The organism is Rhizomicrobium electricum (assembly GCF_011762045.1).
Lineage (GTDB): Bacteria > Pseudomonadota > Alphaproteobacteria > Micropepsales > Micropepsaceae > Rhizomicrobium > Rhizomicrobium electricum.
In genome coordinates, this window is sequence record NZ_JAASQS010000012.1 from 123657 (window position 1) to 149541 (window position 25885).

The following is a 25885-nucleotide window of genomic DNA, read 5'->3' on the forward strand; positions in this document are numbered from 1 at the left end:
CACTAACCCAGGAATCTCCGTATTTTGCCGCTCTCCAGCTTAAGGAGGGATTAACATCGGAACGTGCTTAACCGCCCCTTAACAGGGCGTGCGCGACAAAGCGGTCATGGATTCATACGCTCTCGGCCAGAAGCTCACGGCAGCCGGACGTCTCTCGGAGGCGATCGGAGCGTTCGAGCGTGCGCTTGCCGAGAAGCCAGACGACATCCGTGCCCTGTTTGCTCTCGGAAATACCGCGCGCGCGCTCGGCATGGGCGCCGCGGCCGAACAATTCTATCGCCACGTGCTTGAACTGGAGCCGGGCCGGCTGGAAGCCGTGGTCAATCTCGCCAACCTCCTCCGTTCGCAAGGTGCTTTCGAGGCGGCGGCCGCATTGATCCGCCCCGCTTTGGCACAGAAACCGGACGACCCCGAGCTTCTGCTGACGTTGGGCTCAATTTTGCGTGAAACCGACGCGTTGACGGCGGCCGCTGACCTTTACCGGGCCGTTCTCGAGAAAAAGCCAGCGTCCGTGCCGGCCTTAGTCAATCTCGCCGATCTTCTTGCTGACGGTGGCAACGACAGGGAAGCCCTGAAGCTATACGATCGTGCGTTGAAGCTTGAACCCGACAACGCCCAGGCCCGGCTTAATCGCGCCATTCTGCATCTGGCGCGCGGCAATCTGAAAGACGGTTGGAAGGATTACACGGCCCGCTTGAAGGTACCCGGCAAGGTACCGCTCGCCGATCATGGCTTGAAGCGCTGGGACGGATCGAGCCTCAAGCGCACGCGTCTTTTGATAACCGCCGAGCAAGGAGTCGGCGATCATCTAATGTTTGCCAGCATGATCCCGGAGCTGGCTGTACGCGCCGCGGCTGAGGGCGGAGCGTTGCTTCTCGAATGCGAACCGCGGTTGCGGCCGCTGTTTGTCCGCTCATTTCCGGACGTGGCGACGCACGATTGGGACATCGAAAAGCGTGAAGGCGTGCTGCGGACCCATTACGGCTGGCTGAAGCTTGCCGGCGGCGCCAATGCCTTCATGGAAATGGGCAGCTTGCCGAAATTGCTGCGCAAGACCATTGCGGCGTTTCCTGCGCCCAACACCTTCCTGACCGCCGACCCGGACGAAGCCGCCCGTTGGCGATCCTGCTTCGAAAATCTCCCGCGGCCATGGGTAGCCGTGTGCTGGCGTTCGGGCTCAACCGGCGGCGCGCGCGCCGTACAATATGCTGCGCTGAAGGATTGGGGCGGGATGCTGTGCGAAATGCCGGGAACCGCTATCGTTGCTCAATATGACGCCCGCGAGGATGAAACCGCTGCGCTATCGACACTCGGTGGACGCCCCGTGTTCGTTCCTCAGGAAATCGATCAGAAGCAGGAACTCGACCGTGTTGCGGCGATGCTCTCGGTCTGCGATGCGGTAATCAGCGCACCGACAGCGGTATCGTGGCTTTCGGCCGGGCTGGGCGTTCCGACCTTCAAAGCGCTTTACGATTTGAGTTGGCCGAGTTTCGGCACCAATTACGAGCCCTTCGCTCCGGCGGCCCGTTGTCTGATGCCGGCGCGCCCCGGCGACTGGTCCGATGTCATGGCGCAAGCACTGGCGGCGATCAAAGCGCTGCCGGCTTAGCGCTATCGCTTCGTTTGGCTGCGAGTTCGGCTGCCAGATCGGCGGCGATGCGCGTAGCACCGGACCCGTCGATGGTCATCAGACCAGCGGCCCGCATCTGACGCCGGCGGGCTCCATCACTCAGCAAGGTCCGGACGGCCTTGGCGATGTCTTCGCCTTTGACCTTGTCCATGTGGCCGAGATTGATGCCCATGCCTGCCTCGGCAAAAGCCGAAGCGGATTCGACATGGTCGTCGCTGATGCCGAGATAGATCGCCGGCACACCGGCTGCCGCGAGCTCGTAGGCGGTGACGCCGAACGCCACCAAAGCGACATCGCAGGTGGCAAATTCCGTAGCGAGCCCGCGAGCTCCCTCCACGGTTTCGAAGTTGGGCGAGAGACCTACTAAGGTGCGCGCCAGCCGATCCTTGTCGGTGAAGCCGGGACCGATGACGAAGCGGGCGCGGAACACCGGATCGAGCTTCTTCAGTCCTTGGGCGCATTTCAGTGTCAATCCGAACGGATCGGATCCGCCCATGGTGACCAGCAAGGTCGGATTGCGCGACGGCTTGCGCGGCCGTTCGTTGATTTGCTGCTGGCCAAGGATGGCCCATTCCCAGCCGACGCGGGCGCGCGCCTTCGAGCCGGCCCATTTCATCCGGGCGACTTGGGGCAGCGGCGGATAATAGGCGAGATCGCATGCCAGCCGCCGGTCGGAGCCGTCATCGACCGTCGCCTTGAGGGCAACCGGAAGCGCTTCGATCGCTTCGCGCGCAGGTCCTTCGCGGCAGTCGAGGATCAAAAGATCGGGGTCTTTGGCGACCGACAGGAATTCGCCTTCCGGCCCGTCGATCAGCTTGGCGGCAAAGCCGGCCTGACGGATCGAAGCCAAAGCCTCCTCGTGTCCGTTGACGGCAAACACCACGCCAAGCCCTTCGCGATCGCGCAAGGCACGCGCCAGCGCAATCATGCGTTTGACATGGCCAAAGCCGTAAGGCCCACCCCCGTCGCAACGGACCAAAGCGAGCCCGCCCTGGGGCGTAACGCCTTTCTGGCGCACATGGGCATTGATCTGGCGCAACATCGGTTCGCGCTCCAGCAGCAATAGCAGATCGGCGAGCGAGGCCTCGCCCGCCTTGGCGGCCAGCCGCGCATGCACCGCCTCGACGAAAGCAAAATCGTCGGGCGTATCGACCGTGAGACGCCCCCCGGACTTGGCCAGTTTGGGATACGGCTTGGCGCGAGCGATCGGAACGAAATCGGGATGCAGCTTGAAGTAGCCGGTGACGTGCTCGCGAGCGACCGGATCCTCGCTCGCCACCAGCATCAGCTTGTCCAGTGCCCGGCGGGTGAAAGGATCGACACCGCAATGGGCCGTTTCGGCATTTTGCTCGAGCAGCACGTAATCGCCGTCCTGCTCGATCAGTGCGTCGACCAGATGATCGATGAAATCGGCATCGAGGAAGGGCGAATCCGCATTGACCCGCACGATCACATCGGCGTCAGTGACTTCCGCCGCCCGCGCGAACCGGGCTAGCACGTCGTCTTCGGGACCGCGAACGCAAACCACGTTGTTTGCGGCACAGAACTCGGCGATGGCGTCGTCGAGATGATTGACGCTGGTGGCAACCGCGATAGCTTCGATCCGTTTCGATTTCCTGAGCCGGTGGACGATGTGCCAAAGCAGCGGCTTACCGGCCACAGGCTTCAAAACCTTGCCGGGCAAGCGTGTTGACCCCATCCGCGCCTGAATAACGGCGACGATACGCGGACTCATGACTCAGGCTCCCAGACGGCGCGCACGGATTTCAGCGGACGCATGCCGTCGGATGGATCAGCCCGCCAAGCGCGATCATCGGCTTCGGAAGGTTGCGGTTCTTTGAATCCGGTCCCATCCGCGGCAAAAGATTCGCGGATGCGGGCGATTACCGGCGCGATCTCGCCCGGAAGCCAGCAATGGCCGGCAGCGTATTCGGCGCCGCGGCCGTCGAGATCGAGATGGAATTCGATGGCCGATGCCCCCCACCGGTGCACCGCCCGCTCGATCACCGCCGGACGGCGGGTGTGATCGGACCATCCGACCTTGACGCCGGTGGCTTCACGCAGGGACTGAATCGCGGCGAGATTGGCTTCGTTGGCCGGGGTCGGGTAGGCCGACACGCAATGCAAGAGGGTGATGTCCCGGCACCCGGCCGATCGTAAAGTGTCAACGGCATCAAGGATTTCGTCCATCGTCGCCATGCCAGTCGACAGCACGACTGGTTTGCCGGTGGCGGCGCAGTCGGCGAGCAGTTCGGTCACCATCAACTCGTAGGACGCCACCTTGTAGAAGGCGACATACGGGAGGAGTTGGGCCACCGCTTCACGATAGAAGGGGGTGCAGGAAAACAGTATTCCGCGTTCCGAACAACGTTCGGCAATCGGAGCCAAGTGCTCCAGCGGAAGCTCCCAGTCTTTGCGAGCCCGGTGTTTGGGGCTTTTGACGAGGATTTCGGGCGCGAAGAGGTGGTCGATCCGGAAAAGCTGGAACTTCACCGCATCGCAGCCGGCTTCGGCGGCGACATCAACGAATTTCAAGGCGCGGGCAAGCTCGCGGCCGTGGTTGGACGAGGCTTCGGCAATGAAAATCGGACGGTCCATGCTGAGAATCGCTCCTTAACGGTTTCTAAAGCCCGGTTGGCTAAGAGAGAGTTAACGAGCGGCCGCCCCAGTCCCGTCCGGACCCATTCACGCAAGCCGGACAGCGCCCCATCTTCGATATCCATCGACTCCGTCTGCCGCGATAAATGCAGGCGCATGCGCTTTACGAGGGGCCGGCCCGCACGGAGCGAATGGACGCTGGCGCCATGACCCCGGTGTCAGAGACCCGAAGCGCCGCCCCTGCTAGCGAATTGTTAAGCAAACGCGACGGAAGATGGTTACCAGTCTCCTTCTGGGCCCTCCGCCAATGCAGGACTTTTGCGAACTCTGCGGCCGTGACGGACTGACGCTGGCGTATGCTCCCGAGCATTCGCATCGCGGCATCTCCGTCTATGTCTGCTGTTATTGCGGTCTCGTTCAGAGCCTGCCGCGGATCGATCACGAACCGCACGCAGCCAACGATGCCGTCCGGTTCGGCAAGAGTTTCCGCTATCCGATTGCGTTGGCGGCCCTGAAACGGCACGCGCCATCCGATCACTTCCGCGTCATTGACGTCGGCTCGCACCGCAGCGATTTCCTCATCGCCCTGACCGATGCATTTCCCGCTGCCGAGGCCGTCGCCATAGAGCCGGACGAGCGCGTCGCGGCGAGCGCGGCCGATAAAGCCGAATTGCATGTGGCACGAATCGAATCCCTGAAATTCGCGGCCGGAACGTTCGACGTCATCCATTCCTGCCACACTATCGAGCACCTCGCCCATCCATCGCGGGTTCTGAAAGACCACGCCCGGATCCTGAAAAGCGGCGGTCTTCTTCTGCTCGACGCGCCCAATATCGCACTCACCCAGGCCGAAGACATTGTCGAGGAATGGTTCGTCGACAAGCACCTCTATCATTTTTCGGCGCGCACCCTGACGCGCATGGTCGAGGCCGCCGGATTCGAAATCATCGAAGCGCCCGATCCGCGCGATCGCGAAAACCTGTTTCTGGTGGCAAAAAAAACCGGCACGTCACATGCCGTCGATCCCGACCCGAAAGAGGTGGACCAAGCTGTCGAACGCATCTCCACCTATGCCGCCACCCGTTCGCACAATGCCGACGCTTTGCCTGCCGTTGCTGAAGAGCTGATCGCTATGGCACCGAAAGGTGTCGCAATCTGGGGTGCCGGACGCATCTTCGATACCCTAGTCCTTCACGGCGGCTTCGATCCGAAAAAGCTGACCGCGCTGATCGATCCGCATCTCACACATGTCGCCGAACGCCATGGCGTCGAACTATCCGGTCCCGAGGCGCTCGCCGCTGCGGCACCGGGCGTTATCGTTGTCCTGACCCGCGGCGGTACGGACGAAATCGCCGCCAGAGCCGGAACCCTGGTTCCCGGTGCCGAAATCATTGCCTTTGCCGATCTGCTTGGTCGCGCGCGCCTGAAGCGGGCCGCGTGAGTTTTGGTTTTTCGCGCTGTCGGAAGGTTTCCGAGGCGCTCTCAGAGGGGAAACGTCATGCCCATTTGCGCACCCGTGAAAGAGACGGCCTTCGAAACCGCAACGGCACATCCAGTCGTGTCCGCGCCCGATATCGAGGTTCAGATCGCCGAAGCGGCGCGGTTCACCCGCCGCCACTTGATCGCCTCGATCTATCGCGCGACCTCCGGCCATCCCGGCGGTGCGTTGTCCTGCGCCGACATTCTCGCGACCCTGTTCGGCGCCGAGCTGAACGTGTGGCCGTCGAGCGTCAATGATCCGCAACGCGACCGCTTCGTCCTGTCCAAAGGCCATGCCTGCCCGACGCTGTATGCGATCGCCGCTTGGCACGGCTTCTGCGACAAGAAAGAATCGCTGAATCTCCGGAAGCTGGGAAGCCCCTTCCAGGGTCATCCGCACGTCAAGGACTTGCCGTGGGTGGAAACCTCGACCGGCTCGCTGGGACAAGGCTTCTCGGTCGCCATGGGCATGGCCATGGGCCTGCGCATGCAGAAGATCCGCGCCCGCGTCTACACCCTTCTCGGCGACGGCGAGATGCAGGAAGGCAGCGTGTGGGAAACCGCGATGTGCTCGGCGCATCACAAGCTCGACAATCTCTGCGCCATTATCGACTACAACAAAATGCAGTCCGATGCGCTGAACGAAGAAATCTGCGGCATCGCCCCGCTCGCCGATAAATGGCGTGCTTTCGGTTGGGAGGTGTTCGAGATCGACGGGCACGACATTCCGCAGATCCTGTCGACCTTCCATCGTGCCGCCACCACCCGCGGTAAGCCGTCCTGCATCATCGCCAACACCATCAAGGGCAAGGGCGTTCCCTACATGGAAGGCAGCCCCGCTTGGCACGGTAGTGTCAAGCTCAGCCACGAACAGGCTGAAACCGCCCTTCAAGCCCTCGGCTGCACCGCCGAAGAAATCAAGGAGTTCCTCGATGTCTGAGAACAACGCCCCCGCCCTGATCGGTTCGTCCGGCGATTCGTTGCGCGAAGCCTTCGGCAAGGAACTCACCCGCATCGCGCCCGAATATCCCAAGCTTGTGGTACTCGATGCCGACGTCGCCGGCGGCACCGGCGTGCATCATTTTCGCAAAGCCCATCCCGACAAGTTCATCCAGTGCGGCATTGCCGAGCAGAACATGGTCGCTGCGGCTGCCGGCCTTGCCGCCACCGGCATGATTCCGGTCGTTACCGGCTTCGCCTGCTTCCTGGAACGCGCCTATGAACAGGCTCGCCTCTCGGTCGGTTATGCGCGGCGCAATGTGAAGATCGTCGCCAGCCATCCCGGCCTCGACGTCGGTCCCGACGGCGGTTCGGCTCAGGCTTTGGAAGACCTCGCGGCGTTCCGCGCCATTCCGGGCATGGTGGTGATCTCGCCGGCCGATCCGATCGAACAGGCTCTCGCCACCCGCGCCATCCTCGAATACGACGGCCCGGTTTATATGCGTACCGGCCGTTCGGGGTCCGTGCGTCTCTTCAACGACGATCACGTCTTCGAAATCGGCAAGGGCCAGATCATCCGCCATGGGCTCGACGTGACCCTGGTCGCGTGCGGCGTCGAAGTCGCCCGTTCGCTCAAGGCTGCCGAGTTGCTGGCCGAGGAAGGCATTGAAGCGCGGGTCGTCAACATGCCGACCATCAAGCCGATCGACGAAGCCTTGTTGAAGCGCTGCGTTCTGGAAACCGGCTGTCTCGTGACGGCGGAAGATCACAACATTTATGGCGGTCTCGGTTCGGCGGTCGCCGAAGCAGTGACCAAGAATCGTCCCTGCCCGATTGAAATGATCGGCCTCAAGGACAGCTTCGGCACGTCCGGCGAACCCGACGAACTTGCCGAGCATTTCCAAATCACCGCGCCCTATATCGCCGAGGCGGCACGCCGTGCCATGGCGCGCAAGGAACATCTGCAATGACCGACCTTACCGGGAAAACGGCTTTCGTCACCGGCGCATCGCGCGGCATCGGCAAAGCCATCGCCGTAGCCCTGCTCGATGCGGGCGCCAAGGTGGCCGTCGGCTATAACCTCAATGCCGGCGGCGCCGACGAATTGGCCAAGAAGTATCCCAACGCCTTTGCCGTGAAGCTCGATCAGCGCAAGCGCGCCTCGGTCCAGAGCGCTCTGAAAAAGGCCAAGAAGCACTTCAAGGCGCCGGTCGACATCCTGGTCAACAACGCCGCGATTGCCGATGAGCGTCCGATGGAGACCATCACCGACGCGCAATGGGATCGCATGCTGGAAACTAACCTGCGCGGCCCCTTTATCCTCGCTCAGGAATGTCTGCCCGACATGACCGCGAACGGCTGGGGGCGCATCGTCAACATCGTCTCGATCGGCGGCCAGTGGGGTGGAAAGAACCAGGTCCATTACGCAGCCTCGAAAGCGGCGTTGATCAACTTCACCCAGTCGTGCGCGCGGCTCTATTCGGCGAACGGCATCACGTCCAACGCCGTGTCGCCGGGCCTCGTCGCGACCGATATGGCGCAGAAAGAACTGCACACCAAGGCCGGCAAGAAGAAAGCGGCGGCGATCCCGCTTGGGCGCATTGCCTATGCCAAAGAAGTCGCCGACGTGGTGGTGTTCCTGGCTTCGCCGGAGGCTTCCTACGTTACCGGCCAGACCATCAACGTGAACGGCGGCATGTATTTCGGATGAAAACACTGCTCATCGTATCGGGCGGCGTCGAAGCCGCGGCGGCCGTGAAGCGGGCCAAGGAAATGGGCTTGTATGTCGTTTGCAGCGACATCAATCCCGAAGCGCCTGGCTTCGCCATTGCCGATTCGGCGTTGATCGCCGACGTCTACGGCCCGTCCGATACGGCCGCGGCAGCCGAACGCTTTCATAACAAGATCCGCAAGATCGACGGCGTCATCTGCGTCGCCGCCGATGCCCCGCAGACGGTCGCCGCGGTGAACGAACGCCTCGGGCTGAAAGGTCTGACGCGCCAGAGCGCCGAATGGGCCACCGATAAACTGGCCATGAAGCAGCGTTTTGCCGAATGCGGTGTGCCGGTGCCGTGGTTTTCGGGCGTCGAATCCGCCGATCAGTTGAAACGCATTTTCGCCGAGCGCGGACCGAATCTCGTCATCAAACCGGTCGATTCCCGCGGATCGCGCGGCGTTCAGCGCTTGTCGCACGTTCGCGATCTGGCCAAGGCCTTCGCGTTCGCCCGCGATTATTCTCCGACCCAGCGGGTGATGGTGGAACAGTATCTTCCCGGTCCGCAGATTTCGACCGAATCCGTTGTCGTCGACGGGGTCTGCTACACGTCCGGCTTCAGCGACCGCAATTACGAATACCTCGACAAATACGCGCCCTATTTCATCGAGAACGGCGGCGATATGCCGACGGCACTGCCGGAAGACATCTACGAGCGTGTGCTCGATGTCCAGGCCGATGCAGCGGCAGCGCTCGGCGTCAGCCGCGGCACCGTCAAGGGCGACATCGTGGTGCATGACGGCAAGGTCTATGTAATCGAACTGGCAGCGCGGCTGTCCGGCGGGTTTTTCTGCACCCAAGAAATCCCGATGAACACCGGCGTCGACTTTATCGGCTGTGCCATCCGCGTGGCGCTCGGCGAAAATCCGGCACCGGAAGAGATGACGCCGAAGTACCAGAAGTTCATTACCCAGCGCTACATCTTCCCCGATCCGGGTACGGTGGTGGCGACCTCTGGCGCCGAAGACGCGTGGAAGGTGCCCGGCATCCTGGAGGTGAACATCACGGCCAAGAAAGGCGACGTGATCCCGCCGGCTGGCGACAAGCGTCCCTCCGGTGCCATGGTGATTGCGACCGGTGCCGATCGTGCCGAAGCCCGCGCTAATGCGGCCGCCGCGCTTTCGCGTATCAAGGTTGTGACCCAATGACCGCGCCGTATGCCGCCTCTGCCTTTGCGGCCGAAGCGGGTACGCTTAACCTGTTCGCCTTCTTCCATCTCAATCTCGCTTATTCCTCGATCGAGGAGGAACAGCGCGGCGAGGTGATCGAGAAGTGCTACAAGCCGCTTCTGAGGCTGGCCGAACGGTTCGGGCCAATCGGCGTGGAAGCCTCGGGCTTCACCCTGGAAGAAATCGCGTTGCGCAGTCCCGAGTGGATTGCCGATCTGAAACGCCTGATCGCGACAGGCAAAGTGGAGTTCATCGGCTGCGGCTACAGCCAGATGATCGGCCCCTTGGTGCCGTGGCGCGTGACCGAGGCCAATCTCAAGATCGGCAATGAGATTTATCGGGCGCTTCTCGACGTCTCGCCGCGCATGGCGCTCGTCAACGAGCAGGCCTATTCCGGCGGGCTGGTCGGGCTCTATCTCGATGCCGGCTACGATGCGCTGATCATGGACTGGGACAATCCCGGCTCCACCCACGACTGGCCGGCCGAAACCGGATATGCGGCGCAGCGCGCGCTCGGCGCGGACGATCGCAGCATTGCTCTGCTCTGGTCCAACACCGTCGCCTTCCAGAAGCTGCAGCGCTATGCCCACGGCGACATTCCGCTGGAGGACTACCTCGCTTATGTCCGCCGCCAACGCGGCGCCACGGAACGGTCGCTGTGTCTCTATGCCAGCGATGCGGAGATTTTCGATTTTCGCCCCGGCCGCTACAAGACCGAAGAGAAGATCGGCGCCATTTCGGAATGGAAAAAGCTGGAAGACGCTTTTTCCGCCTTGGCTCAAGAACCCGGCTGCTCCGTGGTACGGCCGTGTGACGTACTCGACAGATCGGGGGGCGTGCCTTTGCGTCTCGAAACGCCCGCGGTGCCGATCCCGGTCAAGAAGCAGCGCAAGTACGCCCTGTCGCGCTGGGCGGTAACCGGCCGCGACGATCTGTTCATCAATGCCGCGTGTCAGCGGATTTACGAAACACTGGCCACCGGCAATGCCGAAACCTGGGCCTGGAAAGAACTCTGCTGGTTATGGGCGAGCGATTTTCGCACCCACATCACCGCCAAGCGCTGGGCCGGTCTTGAGCGACGTCTGAAAGCCGCCTTGCAGCGCTTTCCTCACCCGGATGTGCCGCCGCCGCCCGCGCCGCAGGGCTCGGGGATCGCCGAACGCCACATCGATATCGCGACGTCCGCGGTTGCCGCGCGTCTCGATCGTCGGCGCGGGCTGGCGCTGTCGGACGTGCGTTTCAACGGCAACAAGGCTCTGATCGGAATGCTGCCGCACGGCACCTTCGACGATATCGCCTTGCAGGCCGACTGGTACACCGGCAATGCCGTGTTCGAAGCGCCCGGCGAGCACAAAGTCACCGACCTCGAATGGGCCGAGTCGCATGTCTGGCACGAAGGCCGCGATACGCTGGCCTTCGCTCGCATCGTGACGCCCAAAGGTCCGATCGAGAAGACGATGCGGTTTCACGGCCGTGCCCCACAGATCGACTTCGACCTCGCCTTCCATTGGAACGATTGGGGCAGAGGTTCGCTCCGGCTCGGCCACATCACCTTCCTGCCGGATGCGTTCGACTGGGATGCGCTTTCGTTAACGACCCATAACGGCGGTAAGGATTGCGAAACCTTTGCCCTCGGCGGCGAGACTATCGATCACGGCGCACCCGTGTCGTTCCTGGTTTCAGCCTCGCACGGCCTCGGGATGACCGAAGGCTGGGCCGAAATAGGCGATGCCCAACACCGTATCCGCGTCACGGTAGACCGTGCCACGGCACCGCTGCTCGGCCTTCTGACCCTGCGCCGGCTCAAAGGCGGGATGTTCTGCCAGTTCGCGCTCTCGGCGCTTGAACTGGACGACACCCGCAAGCCGTCGCCGCTCCAAGCAGCCCCCCGGCGGTTCCGATTTAGCGTAAACGGCTCCTTTCCGTCAGGGTCTTGTTAACCCCAATCTGCAACGATTGGCCCCGACATGACGAGTGGTAGTCCCATGGCCCAGCGGGCGAAGAAAGTCTTTCTTGGCGGCAACGCCGAGATCGGATCCTCGAAGTCGGAACTGCGCGATTTTTCCCAGCCCTGGCTCGATCTCAACGACAAACAGATTCTGGTCACCGGCGGCACGGGATCGTTCGGCAATCATTTCGTCAAGACGGTTCTCAGCCAGTACAAGCCGAAGCGACTCATCATCTATTCGCGCGACGAGCTGAAGCAGTACGAGATGCAGCAACGCTTCCCGCACGAGCAGCATCCGTGCATGCGCTTCTTCATCGGCGATGTGCGCGACCGCGACCGGCTCGATCTGGCGATGTCGAACGTCGATTACGTCGTGCATGCCGCCGCGCTGAAGCAGGTGCCGGCAGCCGAATACAATCCGTTCGAGTGCATCCGGACCAACGTTTTGGGCGCCGAGAACATCGTCTATGCCGCACTGCGATCCAACGTGAAGAAGGTGATCGCGCTTTCGACCGACAAGGCGGCCAATCCGGTCAATCTCTACGGCGCTTCCAAGCTCGCGTCCGACAAGATCTTCGTTGCCGCCAACAATTTGGCCGGCGCCGAAGGAACGCGCTTCGCCGTCGTGCGCTACGGCAACGTGTTCGGATCGCGCGGCAGTGTCGTGCCCTTCTTCAAGAAGCTCGCCGAATCGGGTGCTCATGAGCTGCCGATCACCGATGCGCGCATGACCCGCTTCTGGATTACCCTGACGCAAGGCGTGAACCTGGTCCTGTCGTCGATGGAAATGGCCAAAGGCGGCGAAATCTTCGTGCCGAAAATCCCGTCGACCACCATCACCGGACTGGCCACTCTGTTGGGACCGGATCTGCCGCAGAAAATCGTCGGCATTCGCCCCGGCGAAAAGCTGCACGAGACCATGATTCCGGCCGACGATGCTCATTGTACGCTGGAGCTGCACGACCGGTTTGTCATCCTGGCGAGCTTCGCCGAAGCTCTGCGCGACGCCTACATCAACCGCGGCGCCAAACCTGTGCCCGAAGGGTTTGCCTATTCGAGCGATACCAATCCCGAGCGGCTCGATGCCCGTGGATTGCAACAGCTTCTGGCGCAGGCCTACGCATGACCGCGGCCCTGCCAGAGCCCGAAAGCACGCTGCCGTTTCTTCCGTATGGCCGGCAGGTCATCGAAGCTGACGACATCGCCGCAGTAACGGCCGCCTTGCAGGGCGATTTCCTCACCACCGGGCCCTTGGTCGGCAAGTTCGAATCCGCTCTGGCGGCGACCGTGCGGGCCCAGGAAGCCGTTGTTTGCTCCAACGGTACGGCTGCACTCTACATTGCGGCAAAAGCTTTGGGTCTCAAGCCCGGCTCGAAGGTAATCGTGCCGTCGCTGACGTTCCTCGCAACCGCCAGTGCCCCCCACCTCGCCGGCGCCGAGATCGTTTTTGCCGATGTCGATCCCGATACCGGGCTGATGCGGGCTGAGGACTTCGAATGGGCGTTGGCCCGCGCCGGCAATGCCGATGCGGTGTTCAATGTCCATCTCAACGGCCAATGCGGCGCCATCGAAGCCATCCACGAAATTGCGCGCCGGCATGGCCTCAAGATCGTCGATGACGCCTGCCACGCGCTCGGCACCAGCTATCGTCTCGGCGGTGCCGAGAAGATGGTCGGTGAGAATGCGCTGTCCGATATGACCGTCTTTTCGTTCCATCCGGTGAAGACCGTGACCATGGGCGAAGGCGGCGCCGTCACGGTCAATGACGCCCGTTTGGCCGATGCGCTGCGGCTGCACCGCAATCATGGCATGACTCGCGACGCCGAGGAGTTCGAAACCACCGAAGACGCTTTCGAACGTCCCGGCCACCCCAATCCGTGGTACTACGAGCTGGTCGAACCCGGTTTCAATTGGCGCGCCACCGACATCCAGTGCGCACTGGGGCTGACACAACTCGCCAAGCTGACGCGGTTTGCCGCCCGCAGACGAGCTCTTGCGGCGGCCTACGACTCGCTTTTGGCACCACTCAAGCCGGCGCTCATGCCGGTCGCCCACACCGAATGCCTGCCGACCCTTCATCTCTATCCGGTTTTGATCGATTTTGCCGCCTGCGGTCACACCAGAACCGAAGTGATGGCGCGGTTGCGCGACGAAGGCATCGGCACCCAGGTGCATTATTATCCGGTGCATCGTCAGCGCTATTACGCGGATCGTTACGGCCACACCGATCTGCCGGGCGCCGACCGCTATTACGCGCGGGCTCTCAGCCTTCCGTTCTATGCCTCGATGGTGCTTTCCGACGTCGTCCGCGTCGCTGAAGCCTTGCGGCGCGTGCTGCATCTCTGAAATCGGCAGATTCAGGCAAAAGAAATGGCGGCCGGGTAGATACCCGACCGCCTTTTTCTTTTTGAACCCCAACCCACGCCCCGGGGAAGGAGGCGTAAAACCTCCATCAGCGGCGAAGAGCGGCGGGCGCCAAGCGCCCACCGCTTCAAGAGATGCCTTACTGGAACAGAGACAACACAACCTGCGGCGAGGAGTTCGCAATCGACAGGGCCTGAACACCGAGCTGCTGCTTGGTTTGCAGCGAGGTGAGCTTGGCGCTCTCTGCGGCCATGTTCGCGTCGACCAGGTTGCCGATGCCGCTGGTGAGCGTATCGGACAGCTTCGACACGAAGCCGAGTTGGATCGAGTACTTCTTCGCACCGGCCGAGAAGGACGCCAGGGCCTTGTTGACGTTGGTCAACGCGGTCTGGATCGTTCCCACCATTGCGGTCGCGCCACTCTGGACCGAGATGTTGGAGGTCGCAGTAAGGCCGATGCCGGTGAGCGACAGGTCCTGATGCTGGACGGTGATCTTCTTGGTGCCGTCCGCCGAAGCCAGCGCCGTAATGTCGGAGGCGCCGCTCTTGATCAGGTTGAAGCCGTTGAACGAAGCATTGTCCACGATCGTCTGGATCTGATCGCGAAGAGCGGTGAAGTCATTGTTCAAAGCAACGCGCGACGCCGTATCGATCGACTTATCGGACGACGCGAGAGCCTTCGCCTTCATCTGGATCAGCAGATCGGAGATCGACTGACCAGCCGACATCGCCACGTCCACGGCGCTCATGCCGCGGTTCAAGCTGTCGGAAACGGCGCTGTAGGCGGCCACGTTGCCGCGCATGTTCTGGGCGATGGCGTAAGTGGCGCCGTCGTCCTTCGCAGACGCAACCTTGTAGCCGGTGCTGATGGCGTTCTGGGTTGCAGCCATACTGGCCTGCGTACCGGACAGATACTGCAGGGCGGTCATGGCACCGATGTTCGTATTGACGCTAAGAGCCATTGTAATACTTGCCTCCGTTCTGGTTTTCACACGAGCGTTTTGCTCGGAGGGGCCTTTTGCCCCACGGTCCAGCATCGCAAGCCCTGTGCCGCAAGGCGCTTAACGACGTAGTAACTTCGTTTTGGGAACTGAAGCCTGTCGAAGCGGACCGATAACGGTCTGCGGCTGAACAGGAATTGCCGGGCAGTTCTTGCCGGTACCGGGCAAAAGCTGCCGGGGTACGGAATTATTTGCCGAGCCATTGGCAGGCGCGCCGGGCGTACCCGAAAATGCAAAAAAAGACGGCGCGGAACCCGAGGTTCCACGCCGCCATTCCCTTGCCCCATGGAATATTTTACTGGAACAACGACAGGATGGTCTGCGGCGCCGAATTGGCGATCGAGAGAGCTTGAACGCCGAGCTGCTGCTTGGTCTGCAACGCCGTGAGTCTGGCGCTTTCCTCGGCCATGTTCGCGTCGACCAGATTGCCGATGCCGCTGGTGAGTGTGTCGGACAGCTTGGTAGTGAAGTCGAGCTGGATCGAATACTTCTTCGCACCTGCGGACAGCGACGCCAGCGCCTTGTTGACGTTGGTCAATGCGGTCTGGATCGTTCCCACCATTGCCGTCGCGCCGCTCTGGACGGAGATGTTCGAGGTCGCGGTAAGTCCGATACCGGTGAGCGACAAGTCCTGATGTTGCACGGTGATCTTCTTGGTGCCGTCGGCATTGGCCAGAGCGGTGATGTCGGTCGCGCCGCTCTTAATCAGGTTGAAACCGTTGAACGAGGCATTGTCGACGATCGTCTGGATCTGATCGCGCAAGGCCGTGAAGTCGTTATTCAAGGCGGCGCGGCTGGCCGTATCGATCGACTTGTCGGACGAGGCCAAGGCCTTGGCCTTCATCTGGATCAGCAGATCAGAGATCGACTGACCGGCCGACATGGCGACGTCCACGGTGGAAATACCGCGGTTGAGGCTGTCGGAAACGGACTGGTAGGCCGCAACCGATCCGCGCATGTTCTGGGCAATCGCGTAGGTTGCGCCGTCGTCCTTTGCGGAAGCGACCTTGTAACCCGTGCTGATCGCAGACTGCGTCTGAGAGATTTCGCCTTGAGTCTTGGTGAGATACTGCAGCGCAATCATTGCGCCGTTGTTGGTATTGACGCTCAGCATAGTGTCTTCTCCACTTCCGTCGTTGGGACGGCGGTTTTTTTCCATGGGGCGCAACGCCCCGGCCCAGCTATCGCAACCGCCGTGCCACTCCGGAATCTTCCGTAAGTCATTGATTCACCTAAAAAACGAGAACGCCGGCGGATATGGGCAATGGATAATTCTTGCCGACCGGCAAAAAGGAAGAGGCCGGAGTTGCCCCCGGCCTCATCAAAACGCGCGAGCGAAATCGGCGTTATGCGGCGCCCTGCAGGCCCTGCATGATCGAGCGATTGATCTCGATCAGCGGATCGAGGGGCGCGCCGCTGCGCATTACGTCCTTGGAATAACGTGTCACGAACAACGAAAGCGAGACGATGTTGGCGCGCAAGCCGTCGGGCAGCTTGTTGTGCTCGTCCAGGCAATCGGCCGCCAAAAGCCGCCATAATTTGCGATTCCAGTCGATGGCTTCGCAAAGCGGTCCGCCGGTGCGTTTTTCGCGCTGGGCCGTAATCAAGGCGCCGGTCACCTGACCGAATAGCCGGTACTCGGTTTCTCGTGGATTCTCAGTAATTTGCTGCGTGTTTTGATACGCTTTGAGGGTCATAACTCAGCCGCTCCCGTTCGAATTCGAACAATTTCCTGCATTGCATAAGGGCCCGGTAGTAGGAACCGCTCATTACATCGCGACTGATCTCGACACAGGCCGCCAGGGCATCGCGATTCTCGATCGCGCCCATGAACTCGGTCATGCGCAGTGCGAAATCGTCGTAGTATTGATCGCCTCCGTCCGGATCCAGGTACAGCATCATGATCGGAAGATAGATACGCCTTGCGGGCGTATTGGCATCTTCCGGCTGCATGATGTCTTTCTCACGCAAAAGGCATGCCTTGTTCTGCACGATCAGGGTGGCGCGCTTTTCTCCGTTGGTCAGGACAGCGCCGTTGATGACGAATTTTTCGCCCGGTTTGAGGGAAAGCTTCAGAGGCATCCGTGACTCCCATGGCAGGTAAAGCCATTTTAGGTTGGCCGGGGTTAAGAATTCCTGTTCGAAGTCGAGCGATCTTCTTCACTCCTGCTTAAGGACAATTCGGCTCTTATTTGGCTGAAATTTTCTGGGTGAAACGCGAATGGCCAAGATTGCTCCGTCGCCCGGCGTGCTGAGCCTTTCCGCGGTGGACGCCAAGCTCGCGGCACTGGCAAAACTCGAGGCTCTTTCCGAGGAACTCGGCGGTGAAGCAAAACGCAGCCAGTCCGACCATTACGTTCGCGAAGCGGTCCAGGCGTGGCGGCAGGGCGATTTCGACGCCGCGGGTCAGGCGGCCATGCGCGCCACCGAAATCGACGAGACCAACGCCAGGGCGTTCCATATCCTCGCTATGTATCTGGAGCGCCTCGGTCACCTGCACAAGGCGCTGATCACCTACGAACACGCTTTTCAGCTCGACCCCAACGATCCCGAACTGCTTATCAATCTCGGCACCATGGCTTGGAAGCTGAAGCTTGATGAGGGCGCGGCGAAGATGTTCCAGCTTTACATCGCGTCCAATCCCGACTCGCCGCTCGGCTACAACAATCTGGGAACCATCCAGAGTGAAATGGGCAACCGCGAAGCGGCTATAGAGACTCTGCGCGGCGCCCTGTTCCGCATGCCGGACCAGTCCATTTTGTGGAATGCGCTCGCGACGGTGCTGGCCGAATCCGGCCGCGCCGAGGAAAGCTTGGTCTTCTACCAGGAGGCCATCCGCCTCGAGCCGACCTACGCCCGCTTCTATCACAATCTCGGTTACGCTTATCAGCATCTCGACCGGCTCGACGAAGCCAATGCCGCATACGAAAAAGCCTTGGAATACGTTCTCGATTCCGACGAGGCCCGCGAAACCAAGCATTCGCGCAGTCTCTGCCTTATCGGCATGGGGCGGCTCAAGGAGGGATTTGCCGACCACGAGTGTCGCCGCGAGGAACAATTCCGCGCCTATCTCCATCACATGATCGATGCGCCTTACTGGAACGGCGAACCGGTGGATGGAAAACGCGTCTTGATCGTTGCCGAACAGGGTTTGGGCGACGAGATCATGTTCGCCGAATACCTTTCGGACGTGCAGCGGCTGGTCGGTCCGAACGGCAAACTTCAGATCGCGGTCGACCCGCGTCTGGTCAGCCTGTTCCAGCGCTCCTGGCCGGATGCCGAAGTCGGCTGCTACGAAGACCGCAGCTTGTTGAACAAGGACGGCAACAATCAGATTCGCTTTGTGCCGTTCGCCACCGAAAAGGGTCAGCCGGACTATTATGCCTGGATGGCTTCCCCGCTCGGCTGGCTGCGCAGCTCGATCGACGATTTCCCGCACAAGGCCTTCCTCAAACCCGATCCCCAACGCGTTGAGGAATTCCGGACCCGGCTCACCGGCTCCGGCCTCAAGGTCGGCATCTGCTGGCGCTCGATGCTGATCGACGTCAAGCGGGCCAAGTATTTCTCCGCTCTCGACCAGTGGGGGCCGCTGCTCAAGACGCCCGGTGTTCGCTTCATCAATATGCAGTACGGCGATTGCACCGACGAACTGAAGCGGGCCGAAGAAATGCATGGCGTGAAGATCGAAACCATCGATGGTCTCGATCTCAAGAACGATCTTGAAGGTGCAGCCGCGGCATCGGCCTGTCTCGACGTCATGATCTCCGCCCCGACGGCCTCTGCGGCCATTGCCGCGGCAGTAGGCACCGAGACGTGGTTCCTGCTCGCGGGCAGCCGCGCCTGGCCACAGCTCGGGACCGACCATTATCCCTGGTATCCCAAAACGCGTGCGTTTAGCCCGTCGGCATTCGGCGATTGGGACTCGTTGATGCCGCAGCTTGCGGACACCCTGAAAGAGCGTGCGTCGGAATAGTCAGCAATCGCCCGTGCTCTGCACGACGGCGTTTCACGCCTTCGGTGCCGCCGCAGCGCGCTCTACCGCGTCCAGCATCGCCGCCTGATTGGGGCGTTCGGCAACGATCACTTTGCGGAACACGAGCGGCTCCAGCGCCATGGCCGTCGCCGTGCTGATGCATACCACCGCGATGTTCTTGCACGCCTCGGCAAGGTCCGCCCTGATGATGCAGTCGCGCAGCGCCATGGCCGAACGCGCCGAGAACACTACCGCAGCGTCGAGCGCGTTATGTACCAGCGCCTCGCGTGCGATCTCGGGCAGCTTGTGCAGCGCCACCACTTCGTAGAGCACCGTTACGTCGACCGTGTAGCCTTCCTCGGCGAGCAGCGTCTTGAGCTGACCTTCGTTATCGGCACTGGCGGCATGCAGGAGCACACCTTCTTCCGGCTTGACCCACTCAAGCACCTTCTCAGCCAAGGTGGCGGCGTCGCCGTCGGCGCATTCCACTTCCTCGAAGCCGACCTTTTTCGCGGCATCGGCGGTCTGCGGGCCGACCGCGAAAATGCGCAAGTCCCGCCGCTCGGTCCGCTTGGCGAACGCGCGGATGCCGTTAGCGCTTGTGGCGACGATGGCGCTGACGCCTTCGAAGGTCAGTTCCGGACCGTCGAAGAACCGCACCGAAAGCAAGGACGCACATAACGGCTCATGGCCGCGTGCATGCAACAGCTCGGCGAGTCGGGCCGCATCCTCCTGCGGGCGGGAGATCAGAATGCGCATCAGAGGTTTTTTCCGTCGCACAATTGGGCGGAAAGCCGATTCACACGTCTTCTGTCTGCGCTCATTTTCTGGAAGCCTTCTCTTCCAATCCGGATCGGCCCTCGCGCGAAGCGAGCGTTTGCCAAACCTGATCCGGTTCAACGCCGCACGCCGCCCATAGAACCATCAGATGGTAGAGCACATCGGCAGATTCGGTAACTACTTCGGCCTTCTTGTCGGCAGAGGCCGCGATGACGGTTTCAACCGCTTCTTCGCCGAACTTTTTGGCGCAGCGTTCGACGCCTTCGGCGAGAAGTTTGGCGGTGTAGGAAATCTTCGGGTCGGCACCCCGGCGGGCGACGATTGTTGCGAACAGTTTGTCCAGGACGTGACTCATCAAATCCTTCACTTCGGCCTGTCGGCACCGCCGATGTCGAGGCAGACCTTGTAGGTACCATCGCTCTGCCGCCGCCACTCGGTGACATAATAGCCCGTCAGCCGCAGGCTCGTACCATCGGCTTTGTGGCTCGAAAACACCCAGGTGCCGCGGGTCCAACCCAGAACGCCGTCGGGCGAAACCTCTGCCTCCACGGGCGTCCATTCTAAGCGTCGTTGGCCGTAGGCGGGATCGGCCTTTTCCTCGGCGGCATAATAGTCGGCAACTGCCGCCTTGCCGATCAAAGGCGGGTGAGCGCCGTCGAACAGCCGGACGTCGTCGGTCACATAGGCCAGAAAGGCAGCGTGAGCGCCTTGGGTGACGCTTAGCGCGGAAAACGCCCGGTCGGCCGCAAGAATGTCGTCCTTCGGCGCGGCCCCGGCCGCGGCGACGAGCAAGATAAAACTGGCAATCAGGCTGCGGTGCACGACCTTCTCTCTACCATCAATTGTGGCAGGGCGCTGCCAACTTTTGCCGCAAATACGTCTCACTCAGCAATAATGCGGCCGTAAACCCGCGGTTAACTCTGTCAACGAGGCGTATTTCTCGCGTGCGCGTACCCGGCAAAGTGTAGCAACGGGGGAAAGCCATGGCCAGAACTGCCGCCGAGGTCCAGCCGACATCCAGAAAAGCACTGTCTCGCGACCTTCTGCACGGGTTGAGTCCAGAGGAATTCCAGGAGGAAGCTCAAAAACTTGCCGCTATGGGGAGCTTGCCCCCCGTGATGCGGGCGCGGCTCAAAGCCCAGCTCGTCGAGCGGCTCAAAACCCCTGTGGATAAGCCGAGCTGGGGGCCCGACTGGCGCCGCGAAGGCGAGCGCGTGGCTGGCTACAACCAAGCCCTTGAACGGCGAACCCGGCAGAGGCGTGCAGACGCTACGCAGTCTGAGCCCGACGCGGACGGCGGAGCGGTCGAGTCCGACGACGCCATCATCGCCCGCAACATGGAGAAGAGCCGGCAGGTGGCGCACTACAAGCCTCTTTATGTCGGCGCAGCGGGATTGGCGCTCGTCATCGTCCTGATCTCGATGTTCGTCGATTATCACATCATCCGCGAGGTGTGGACGCGGGCGCTCGCCAACGAGTTCATGGTGGTGCCGCCGGCACTGCAGGCTTCGGTGATGTTCAAATCGCTCCAGGTCGTGTTCGCGGTCCTGATCGTCCATTTCATGCTCAAGATCACCGGCGCCTACGGCCGTAACACGATGATCGCCACCTCGTTTGTCCTCGCAATCTTGATGATTTCGGGACTTGGCTATCTCGTGGCCTACAACAACATGGCCGGTGGTACGGCGACCGCCCAGGAGCAAACCAGTCAACCGCAGAACAGCAACGATTCCATCCAGCAATTGTTCGCTGCGGACGCCAGCGTGCAAACAGCTTCTATGACGGCGAGACCGGCCACCACGCGCGGCAACGACGGCGTATCGCTGGGTCTGCCGAAATTGTCGGACGCATCGCTGGCGCATGCCGACAAATGGTTCTGGTTTGCCTTTGCCAGCGTTGTCTTTTTCATCGTGACCACCGTCGCCGCGCTTTACATGCAGACGGTCGAGAACAACCTGCGCAATGTTCATATCGCCAACGACTACAAACAGCGGCGAAAGGATTTCGTGCTCCTGCATCTCATCGAGGCGGCCGAAGCAAGGGGATAGCCATGCCTCGCTATCGCGTGATGCGGTCCTCGATTACACTCGAACGGCCTCCCAGGGGCTAGGGAGCGCACGATGAGACTGGGGGACATCATGCGGGGATTCGTTCTGGGCACAGTCACGGCCATGGCGCTGCTTGGGGGCGGGGCACTGGCGTTGCAAGTCTCGCGCGGTTATCCCGACCAGAACACGCTTCATCCGGAACGGATCATCATCGGGCTCGATCTATCGAAGTCCAACCCTTTGATCGACAATCCTGCTTTCGCCGCGCGCGTCGGCCAGCGCATTGCCGGGATCGTCAGCCGCCTCGGCATGGCGTCCGAGGTCCATATCCGCACTTTCGGCAGCTATGATCCGGCCTCCAACGGCTTTGCCTATGACACGGTGATTTCGGTGCGGGCGCGGCCGGAACGGGTCGCAGCCGAGATTCAGAGACTGATCGCCAATACGCCGCGGCTTGTCGCCAGCGGTCGCTGGAAGAGTCAGCAGAAGACCAACATCCTGGCGTTCCTCGATAATTCTGTCCGGGCGGTGGGCTGCGGGGGCATGCCGACCACCATCATCCTGGCCAGCGACGGCATCGAGGATTCCGAGTACGCCCGCCTCGCCCAAGGCAATGGCCTGCCACGACCCGACCGGCGCCTTTATCGCGGCTGTGTCCGGTTGGCGATTTTCGGCATCGGCCAGGGGACCGGCAGCCCGGTCGAAACCTCCCGTCTGCGCCAGCAATGGGATGGCTGGGCCCGCGACGCCGGATTTACCCGCTTCGAAGCCCTGAACGACTGGTAGCGGGGCGGCGACATAAGCCACTTCCATTAATATGCTCTGTCTGATAGAGTTATCTATCAATCCAAAGGGCCCCGCTATGTCGTTGTCCTCGCAAGAAGCTTCCGCCAGCCTGCAACAGGTCGAAGAAGCGAGCCGCCGCTCGTCGCAGCTTTATTTTTATCACTGCTCCTCTCCCCACCTGATCATGTGGGGAATCATCTGGATCATCGGCTACGGCGGTACTGGCCTCTTTCCGCGCTACGGCTGGTGGCTATGGCTGGGCCTGATCGTAATCGGCAGCGTCGGCGGCATCGTGCTCGGCCACCGCTACAAGCGGGATGGATACGCTTCCAGTCCTTATGCGTGGCGCATGGGGGCGCTGTGGGCAATCATTCTGTTCTTCGTCTTCGGCACCTACGCCATTCTGCCGCCGCACCTCGACAAGCAGTTCTGCGCCTTTCCCGCTTTGATCACCGGCTGCGCCTATATGGCGATCGGACTGTGGCGCGGGCTTCGCTACGTCATTTCCGGCATGGTCGTCGCCACTCTCACCTTGGTCGGCTACTACTTCATCGAACCGATCTTCTTCTGGTTCGCGGCGGTGGGCGGCGGCGCGATGATCCTGACAGGCCTCTGGTTCCGGACGGCGTAAGATGGAACAGCCCGATCCCACCATCCATCAGCCCGTCCGCCTCAAGATCATGGCGGCGCTGAAACCGTTGCCCGCCGGCGAAGCACTCGAATTCGTCCGGCTGAAAGCCGTCGTCGGCGCCACCGAAGGCAATCTCGGCGCCCATATCACCACCCTCGAACAAGCCGGTTATGTCGGAGTCGAAAAGGACTTCGTCGGCAAGCGGCCGCGTACGCGGGTGTCGATGACGCCCCAGGGCCGGCGCGCTTTCGATGCCTATGTCGGCTATCTGCAGGACATCATCGGCGCCGCGGGCTGAAAACTCTGCGGATGATATCGTCCGCCGTTGCGCCGCTTTGACGAAGCGCGCGCAAGGTCACGGCGCGATCGCGTTTGGAGAACTTCTTGCCGGTCTCGTCCAGGATCAGGAGATGATGGGCGTAAGCGGGTTCGGGCAAGCCCAGCAGCGCTTGCAGCACGCGCTGGATATGCGCCGCCGCAAACAGATCGTGGCCGCGGGTGACGCGGTCGACGCCCTGGAACGCATCGTCGACCACCACGGCGAGATGATAGGCGGACGGAGTCTCTTTCCGCGCCAGCACGACATCGCCGAACAAGAGCGGATCGACCATGATGCGGCCGGTCTCGCCGTCCGGTCCAGCACCGTACTCGGCGAAGGAAAGCGGACCGACTACGCGCGTGGCTTTGGCGGCATCGAGGCGCAAAGCGTAGGGAGTTCCGGCGGCTATCTTTTCTGAACGCTCGGCGGCGGAGAGATGGCGGCAAGTGCCCGGATAGAGGGCACCGTCCGGTCCATGCGGGGCATCGCCGGCGCGGGCGATCTCTTCGGCGATTTCGGCGCGGGTGCAGAAACAGGGATAGACGAGTTCCTCGGCCTTCAGCCTCTCGAGCGCCGCTGCGTAAGCGGCCATGCGGTACGACTGGCGCAGCACCGGCAGTTCCCACGACAGTCCGAGCCAGGCGAGATCCTCGAAGATCGCGGTTTCGTATTCGGGTCGGCAGCGCGTCGCGTCGATGTCTTCGATGCGCACCAGGAACCGCGACCCGCTCCGTGCCGCCGTCAGCGCGGCAAAGGCATGGCCGAGATGCAGATAACCGGTGGGGCTGGGCGCAAAACGGGTGGTCGGCATGGCGCGGTGACAATCGTGCGCAGATACCCAAAGGTCAAATGTCCGACGCCCGCCGTCGCCAATCCGTCACAGGGAATCACATATGTTTGCGGCACGTTTGATGCCGCGACTTGGCAGCGCGGCGTTCGAGCCGTAAAGTGCGCATCGTTATGATATGGAGGCAGGTCTTCCAAGGGGTAGTGTCGTGCTAGCCGCGCGCAGTCCCGAAAACTGCCCGGCCCTTGTTCTCAACGCCGACTTCCGTCCGTTGAGCTACTTTCCGCTGTCCCTGTGGTCGTGGCAGGACACCATCAAGGCGGTGTTCCTGGAGCGCGTCAACATCCTGGAAGAATACGATCGCTGCGTGCGCTCGCCGTCGTTCGAGATGCGGCTGCCGAGCGTGGTGTCGCTCAAGACCTACATCAAACCGGCGCGCAATCCCGCCTTCACCCGGTTCAACGTGTTCCTGCGCGACCGCTTCCAGTGCCAGTACTGCGGCGCCGGCGAAGATCTCACTTTCGATCACGTCATTCCGCGCTCGCGCGGCGGCAAGACCACGTGGGACAATGTCGTCACCGCCTGCGCGCCCTGCAATCTGTTGAAGGGCGGACGACTGGCGCAGCACTGCGGCATGCATCCGCGCCAGCGCCCGCACCGCCCGTCGGTCAACGAACTGAGGAACAACGGCCGGCTGTTCCCGCCGAACTATCTGCACGATAGCTGGTCGGATTATCTGTACTGGGATACCGAACTGGAGCCGTAGCCGGATTGTCATTCCCGGCTGAGCAGACGCGCCCGAACGCGGATGCGAGGGGAAGGGAAACCAAGTCCCGACGCGGTTTCGATGAAGAAGAACGAGCGTGAATCATTTCCGGCGCTGTGCCGTTGACTTGACCTGGATCCCCTTCCCGTCGCTGCGCTAACGCTGGCTCCGCCGGGGATGACAGGTAGGGCAATGCCGCATCATCCAGATAAGCGAAAGCAGGCGCGAAAGCGTCATCCGCTTTCCGTCTGTTTCACCCTCGAAGGCCCGGCGGCAGGGCACGGCGGAAACCGTGCGGTCTGCACCTTCACTTCTCCCTGGGCGTTGCGGACCCTGCCATATGCGCTTGACGCTGCCGCCTCGGCGGCTGGCGCGATCGGGCTTTGCCAAAGGCTACGCCCGACAGCGGCGATAGCAGAATCGTTGGGACAGGCGCGGGCGCAAGTCCGTAACCCTGTATGGTCCCGCGTCAGATTGGCGACGGGGCGTAGGTACGATCGCGACGAAAGAACGTCATGCGGCCGACTCCAATGTTACTTCAGTGATGTGGGAGCCGGCCGCGCAGGTTCAAGAGGACAGAACAAAACGTGATAATTCTGGACGAAAGCTATCTCACTTGGATCATGATGAATGGCGCCAAACAGCAAAGATTGATACGAGGTCATCGCCCGTCTTTCCTTCCCCGCGGTGTTCGATGCGCGGGCGATATCCCGTTGAAATAGCGGGGAAGGTGGCCCGTAGGGCCGGAAGGGGGGCTGACGAGACGTCGGAGCATCTCCCCCTCCGTCGCCTTATGGCGCCACCTTGTAACTTGAAGTCCCGCAGATCGGTTAAGCTGACCGGCGCGGTGGCGGACGGAAGATCGTGTCCACCTGGGGCCTCAAGAGCCCGTGG

Annotated in this window: 25 protein-coding genes; 15 read left to right on the top strand and 10 right to left on the bottom strand. The window is 61.7% G+C overall.

Annotation, left to right across the window (positions count from 1 at the left end; all coding sequences use genetic code 11):
* Positions 1 to 106: 106 nt before the first annotated feature.
* Positions 107 to 1609: a tetratricopeptide repeat protein gene (locus tag FHS84_RS20830; RefSeq protein ID WP_166937472.1), complete on the top strand. Its 1503-nt coding sequence runs from the start codon at positions 107 to 109 to the stop codon at positions 1607 to 1609.
* Here the strand turns inward: FHS84_RS20830 and FHS84_RS20835 are convergent.
* A complete protein-coding gene (locus FHS84_RS20835; protein ID WP_166937473.1) occupies positions 1590 to 3365 on the bottom strand; it encodes a cytidylyltransferase domain-containing protein in 1776 nt (591 codons plus the stop codon). The two genes, FHS84_RS20830 and FHS84_RS20835, sit on opposite strands and share 20 nt — an antisense overlap.
* The gene (locus FHS84_RS20840) at positions 3362 to 4228 is read right to left on the bottom strand and encodes an N-acetylneuraminate synthase family protein (RefSeq protein ID WP_166937474.1); all 867 of its coding nucleotides are present in this window, start codon (positions 4226 to 4228) and stop codon (positions 3362 to 3364) included. The genes FHS84_RS20835 and FHS84_RS20840 overlap by 4 nt, the downstream gene beginning before the upstream one ends.
* 307 nt (positions 4229 to 4535) lie before the next feature.
* Between FHS84_RS20840 and FHS84_RS20845 the strand changes: the two genes are divergently transcribed.
* Genes FHS84_RS20845 through pseC form a run of 8 tightly spaced genes read left to right on the top strand, consistent with a single transcriptional unit; the run spans position 4536 to position 13883 of the window.
* Positions 4536 to 5669 (top strand): class I SAM-dependent methyltransferase, encoded by a 1134-nt coding sequence (locus FHS84_RS20845; RefSeq protein ID WP_166937475.1) that lies wholly within the window; start codon positions 4536 to 4538, stop codon positions 5667 to 5669.
* Between the two features lie 57 nt (positions 5670 to 5726).
* The gene (locus tag FHS84_RS20850) at positions 5727 to 6647 is read left to right on the top strand and encodes a transketolase (protein ID WP_166937476.1); all 921 of its coding nucleotides are present in this window, start codon (positions 5727 to 5729) and stop codon (positions 6645 to 6647) included.
* The gene (locus FHS84_RS20855; RefSeq protein ID WP_166937477.1) at positions 6640 to 7617 is read left to right on the top strand and encodes a transketolase family protein; all 978 of its coding nucleotides are present in this window, start codon (positions 6640 to 6642) and stop codon (positions 7615 to 7617) included. Before FHS84_RS20850 ends, FHS84_RS20855 begins: the two co-directional genes overlap by 8 nt.
* On the top strand, positions 7614 to 8357 hold the full coding sequence (locus FHS84_RS20860; RefSeq protein WP_166937478.1) for an SDR family NAD(P)-dependent oxidoreductase: 744 nt from the start codon (positions 7614 to 7616) through the stop codon (positions 8355 to 8357). The genes FHS84_RS20855 and FHS84_RS20860 overlap by 4 nt, the downstream gene beginning before the upstream one ends.
* Complete coding sequence (locus FHS84_RS20865) at positions 8354 to 9568, top strand: ATP-grasp domain-containing protein (protein WP_166937479.1); 1215 nt, start codon at positions 8354 to 8356, stop codon at positions 9566 to 9568. Before FHS84_RS20860 ends, FHS84_RS20865 begins: the two co-directional genes overlap by 4 nt.
* Positions 9565 to 11529, top strand: a complete 1965-nt coding sequence (locus tag FHS84_RS20870) for a glycoside hydrolase family 57 (RefSeq protein WP_166937480.1) — start codon at positions 9565 to 9567, stop codon at positions 11527 to 11529. Before FHS84_RS20865 ends, FHS84_RS20870 begins: the two co-directional genes overlap by 4 nt.
* A 45-nt stretch (positions 11530 to 11574) precedes the next feature.
* Complete coding sequence (pseB, locus tag FHS84_RS20875) at positions 11575 to 12663, top strand: UDP-N-acetylglucosamine 4,6-dehydratase (inverting) (protein ID WP_166937481.1); 1089 nt, start codon at positions 11575 to 11577, stop codon at positions 12661 to 12663.
* The gene (gene pseC / locus FHS84_RS20880; protein WP_166937482.1) at positions 12660 to 13883 is read left to right on the top strand and encodes a UDP-4-amino-4,6-dideoxy-N-acetyl-beta-L-altrosamine transaminase; all 1224 of its coding nucleotides are present in this window, start codon (positions 12660 to 12662) and stop codon (positions 13881 to 13883) included. Before pseB ends, pseC begins: the two co-directional genes overlap by 4 nt.
* A 157-nt stretch (positions 13884 to 14040) precedes the next feature.
* Here pseC and FHS84_RS20885 read toward each other — a convergent pair whose 3' ends face one another.
* From FHS84_RS20885 to flbT, 4 genes are all read right to left on the bottom strand, one after another.
* Positions 14041 to 14862 carry a flagellin gene (locus tag FHS84_RS20885; RefSeq protein WP_166937483.1) on the bottom strand — a complete coding sequence of 274 codons (822 nt, stop codon included), beginning with the start codon at positions 14860 to 14862 and terminating at the stop codon, positions 14041 to 14043.
* Between the two features lie 334 nt (positions 14863 to 15196).
* Positions 15197 to 16015, bottom strand: coding sequence for a flagellin (locus tag FHS84_RS20890; protein ID WP_166937484.1), 819 nt, complete (start codon positions 16013 to 16015; stop codon positions 15197 to 15199).
* A gap of 232 nt (positions 16016 to 16247) precedes the next feature.
* Positions 16248 to 16598: a flagellar biosynthesis regulator FlaF gene (flaF, locus tag FHS84_RS20895; RefSeq protein ID WP_166937485.1), complete on the bottom strand. Its 351-nt coding sequence runs from the start codon at positions 16596 to 16598 to the stop codon at positions 16248 to 16250.
* Complete coding sequence (gene flbT, locus FHS84_RS20900) at positions 16558 to 16983, bottom strand: flagellar biosynthesis repressor FlbT (protein WP_166937486.1); 426 nt, start codon at positions 16981 to 16983, stop codon at positions 16558 to 16560. Before flbT ends, flaF begins: the two co-directional genes overlap by 41 nt.
* A gap of 139 nt (positions 16984 to 17122) precedes the next feature.
* Here flbT and FHS84_RS20905 point away from each other — a divergent pair, with 139 nt between their 5' ends.
* Entirely contained in the window at positions 17123 to 18874 is a 1752-nt protein-coding gene (locus FHS84_RS20905) for a tetratricopeptide repeat protein (RefSeq protein ID WP_166937487.1), read from the top strand.
* A 33-nt stretch (positions 18875 to 18907) separates the two neighbouring features.
* On the opposite strand, the gene FHS84_RS20910 is transcribed toward FHS84_RS20905, so the two are convergent.
* The 3 genes from FHS84_RS20910 to FHS84_RS20920 form a co-directional block, all read right to left on the bottom strand.
* Positions 18908 to 19633 carry a uroporphyrinogen-III synthase gene (locus FHS84_RS20910; protein ID WP_166937488.1) on the bottom strand — a complete coding sequence of 242 codons (726 nt, stop codon included), beginning with the start codon at positions 19631 to 19633 and terminating at the stop codon, positions 18908 to 18910.
* Positions 19634 to 19694: 61 nt separating this feature from the next.
* Positions 19695 to 20009 carry a phosphoribosyl-ATP diphosphatase gene (locus tag FHS84_RS20915; protein ID WP_166937489.1) on the bottom strand — a complete coding sequence of 105 codons (315 nt, stop codon included), beginning with the start codon at positions 20007 to 20009 and terminating at the stop codon, positions 19695 to 19697.
* Positions 20010 to 20017: 8 nt separating this feature from the next.
* Positions 20018 to 20476 (bottom strand): DUF4440 domain-containing protein, encoded by a 459-nt coding sequence (locus tag FHS84_RS20920; protein WP_166937490.1) that lies wholly within the window; start codon positions 20474 to 20476, stop codon positions 20018 to 20020.
* A gap of 293 nt (positions 20477 to 20769) precedes the next feature.
* Here FHS84_RS20920 and FHS84_RS20925 point away from each other — a divergent pair, with 293 nt between their 5' ends.
* The 4 genes from FHS84_RS20925 to FHS84_RS20940 all read left to right on the top strand — a co-directional run bounded on the left by FHS84_RS20925 (position 20770) and on the right by FHS84_RS20940 (position 23417).
* Positions 20770 to 21702: a hypothetical protein gene (locus FHS84_RS20925; RefSeq protein ID WP_166937491.1), complete on the top strand. Its 933-nt coding sequence runs from the start codon at positions 20770 to 20772 to the stop codon at positions 21700 to 21702.
* 90 nt (positions 21703 to 21792) lie between these two features.
* On the top strand, positions 21793 to 22488 hold the full coding sequence (locus FHS84_RS20930) for a hypothetical protein (protein ID WP_166937492.1): 696 nt from the start codon (positions 21793 to 21795) through the stop codon (positions 22486 to 22488).
* Positions 22489 to 22564: 76 nt separating this feature from the next.
* Positions 22565 to 23119, top strand: coding sequence for a hypothetical protein (locus FHS84_RS20935; RefSeq protein ID WP_166937493.1), 555 nt, complete (start codon positions 22565 to 22567; stop codon positions 23117 to 23119).
* Between the two features lies 1 nt (position 23120).
* Entirely contained in the window at positions 23121 to 23417 is a 297-nt protein-coding gene (locus FHS84_RS20940) for a winged helix-turn-helix domain-containing protein (protein WP_166937494.1), read from the top strand.
* Here FHS84_RS20940 and gluQRS read toward each other — a convergent pair.
* The gene (gene gluQRS, locus FHS84_RS20945; protein ID WP_166937495.1) at positions 23398 to 24249 is read right to left on the bottom strand and encodes a tRNA glutamyl-Q(34) synthetase GluQRS; all 852 of its coding nucleotides are present in this window, start codon (positions 24247 to 24249) and stop codon (positions 23398 to 23400) included. The genes FHS84_RS20940 and gluQRS overlap by 20 nt on opposite strands.
* Positions 24250 to 24433: 184 nt before the next feature.
* On the opposite strand from gluQRS, the gene FHS84_RS21990 reads away from it, so the two are divergent.
* Positions 24434 to 24991 carry an HNH endonuclease gene (locus FHS84_RS21990; RefSeq protein WP_166937496.1) on the top strand — a complete coding sequence of 186 codons (558 nt, stop codon included), beginning with the start codon at positions 24434 to 24436 and terminating at the stop codon, positions 24989 to 24991.
* Positions 24992 to 25885 lie beyond the last annotated feature (894 nt).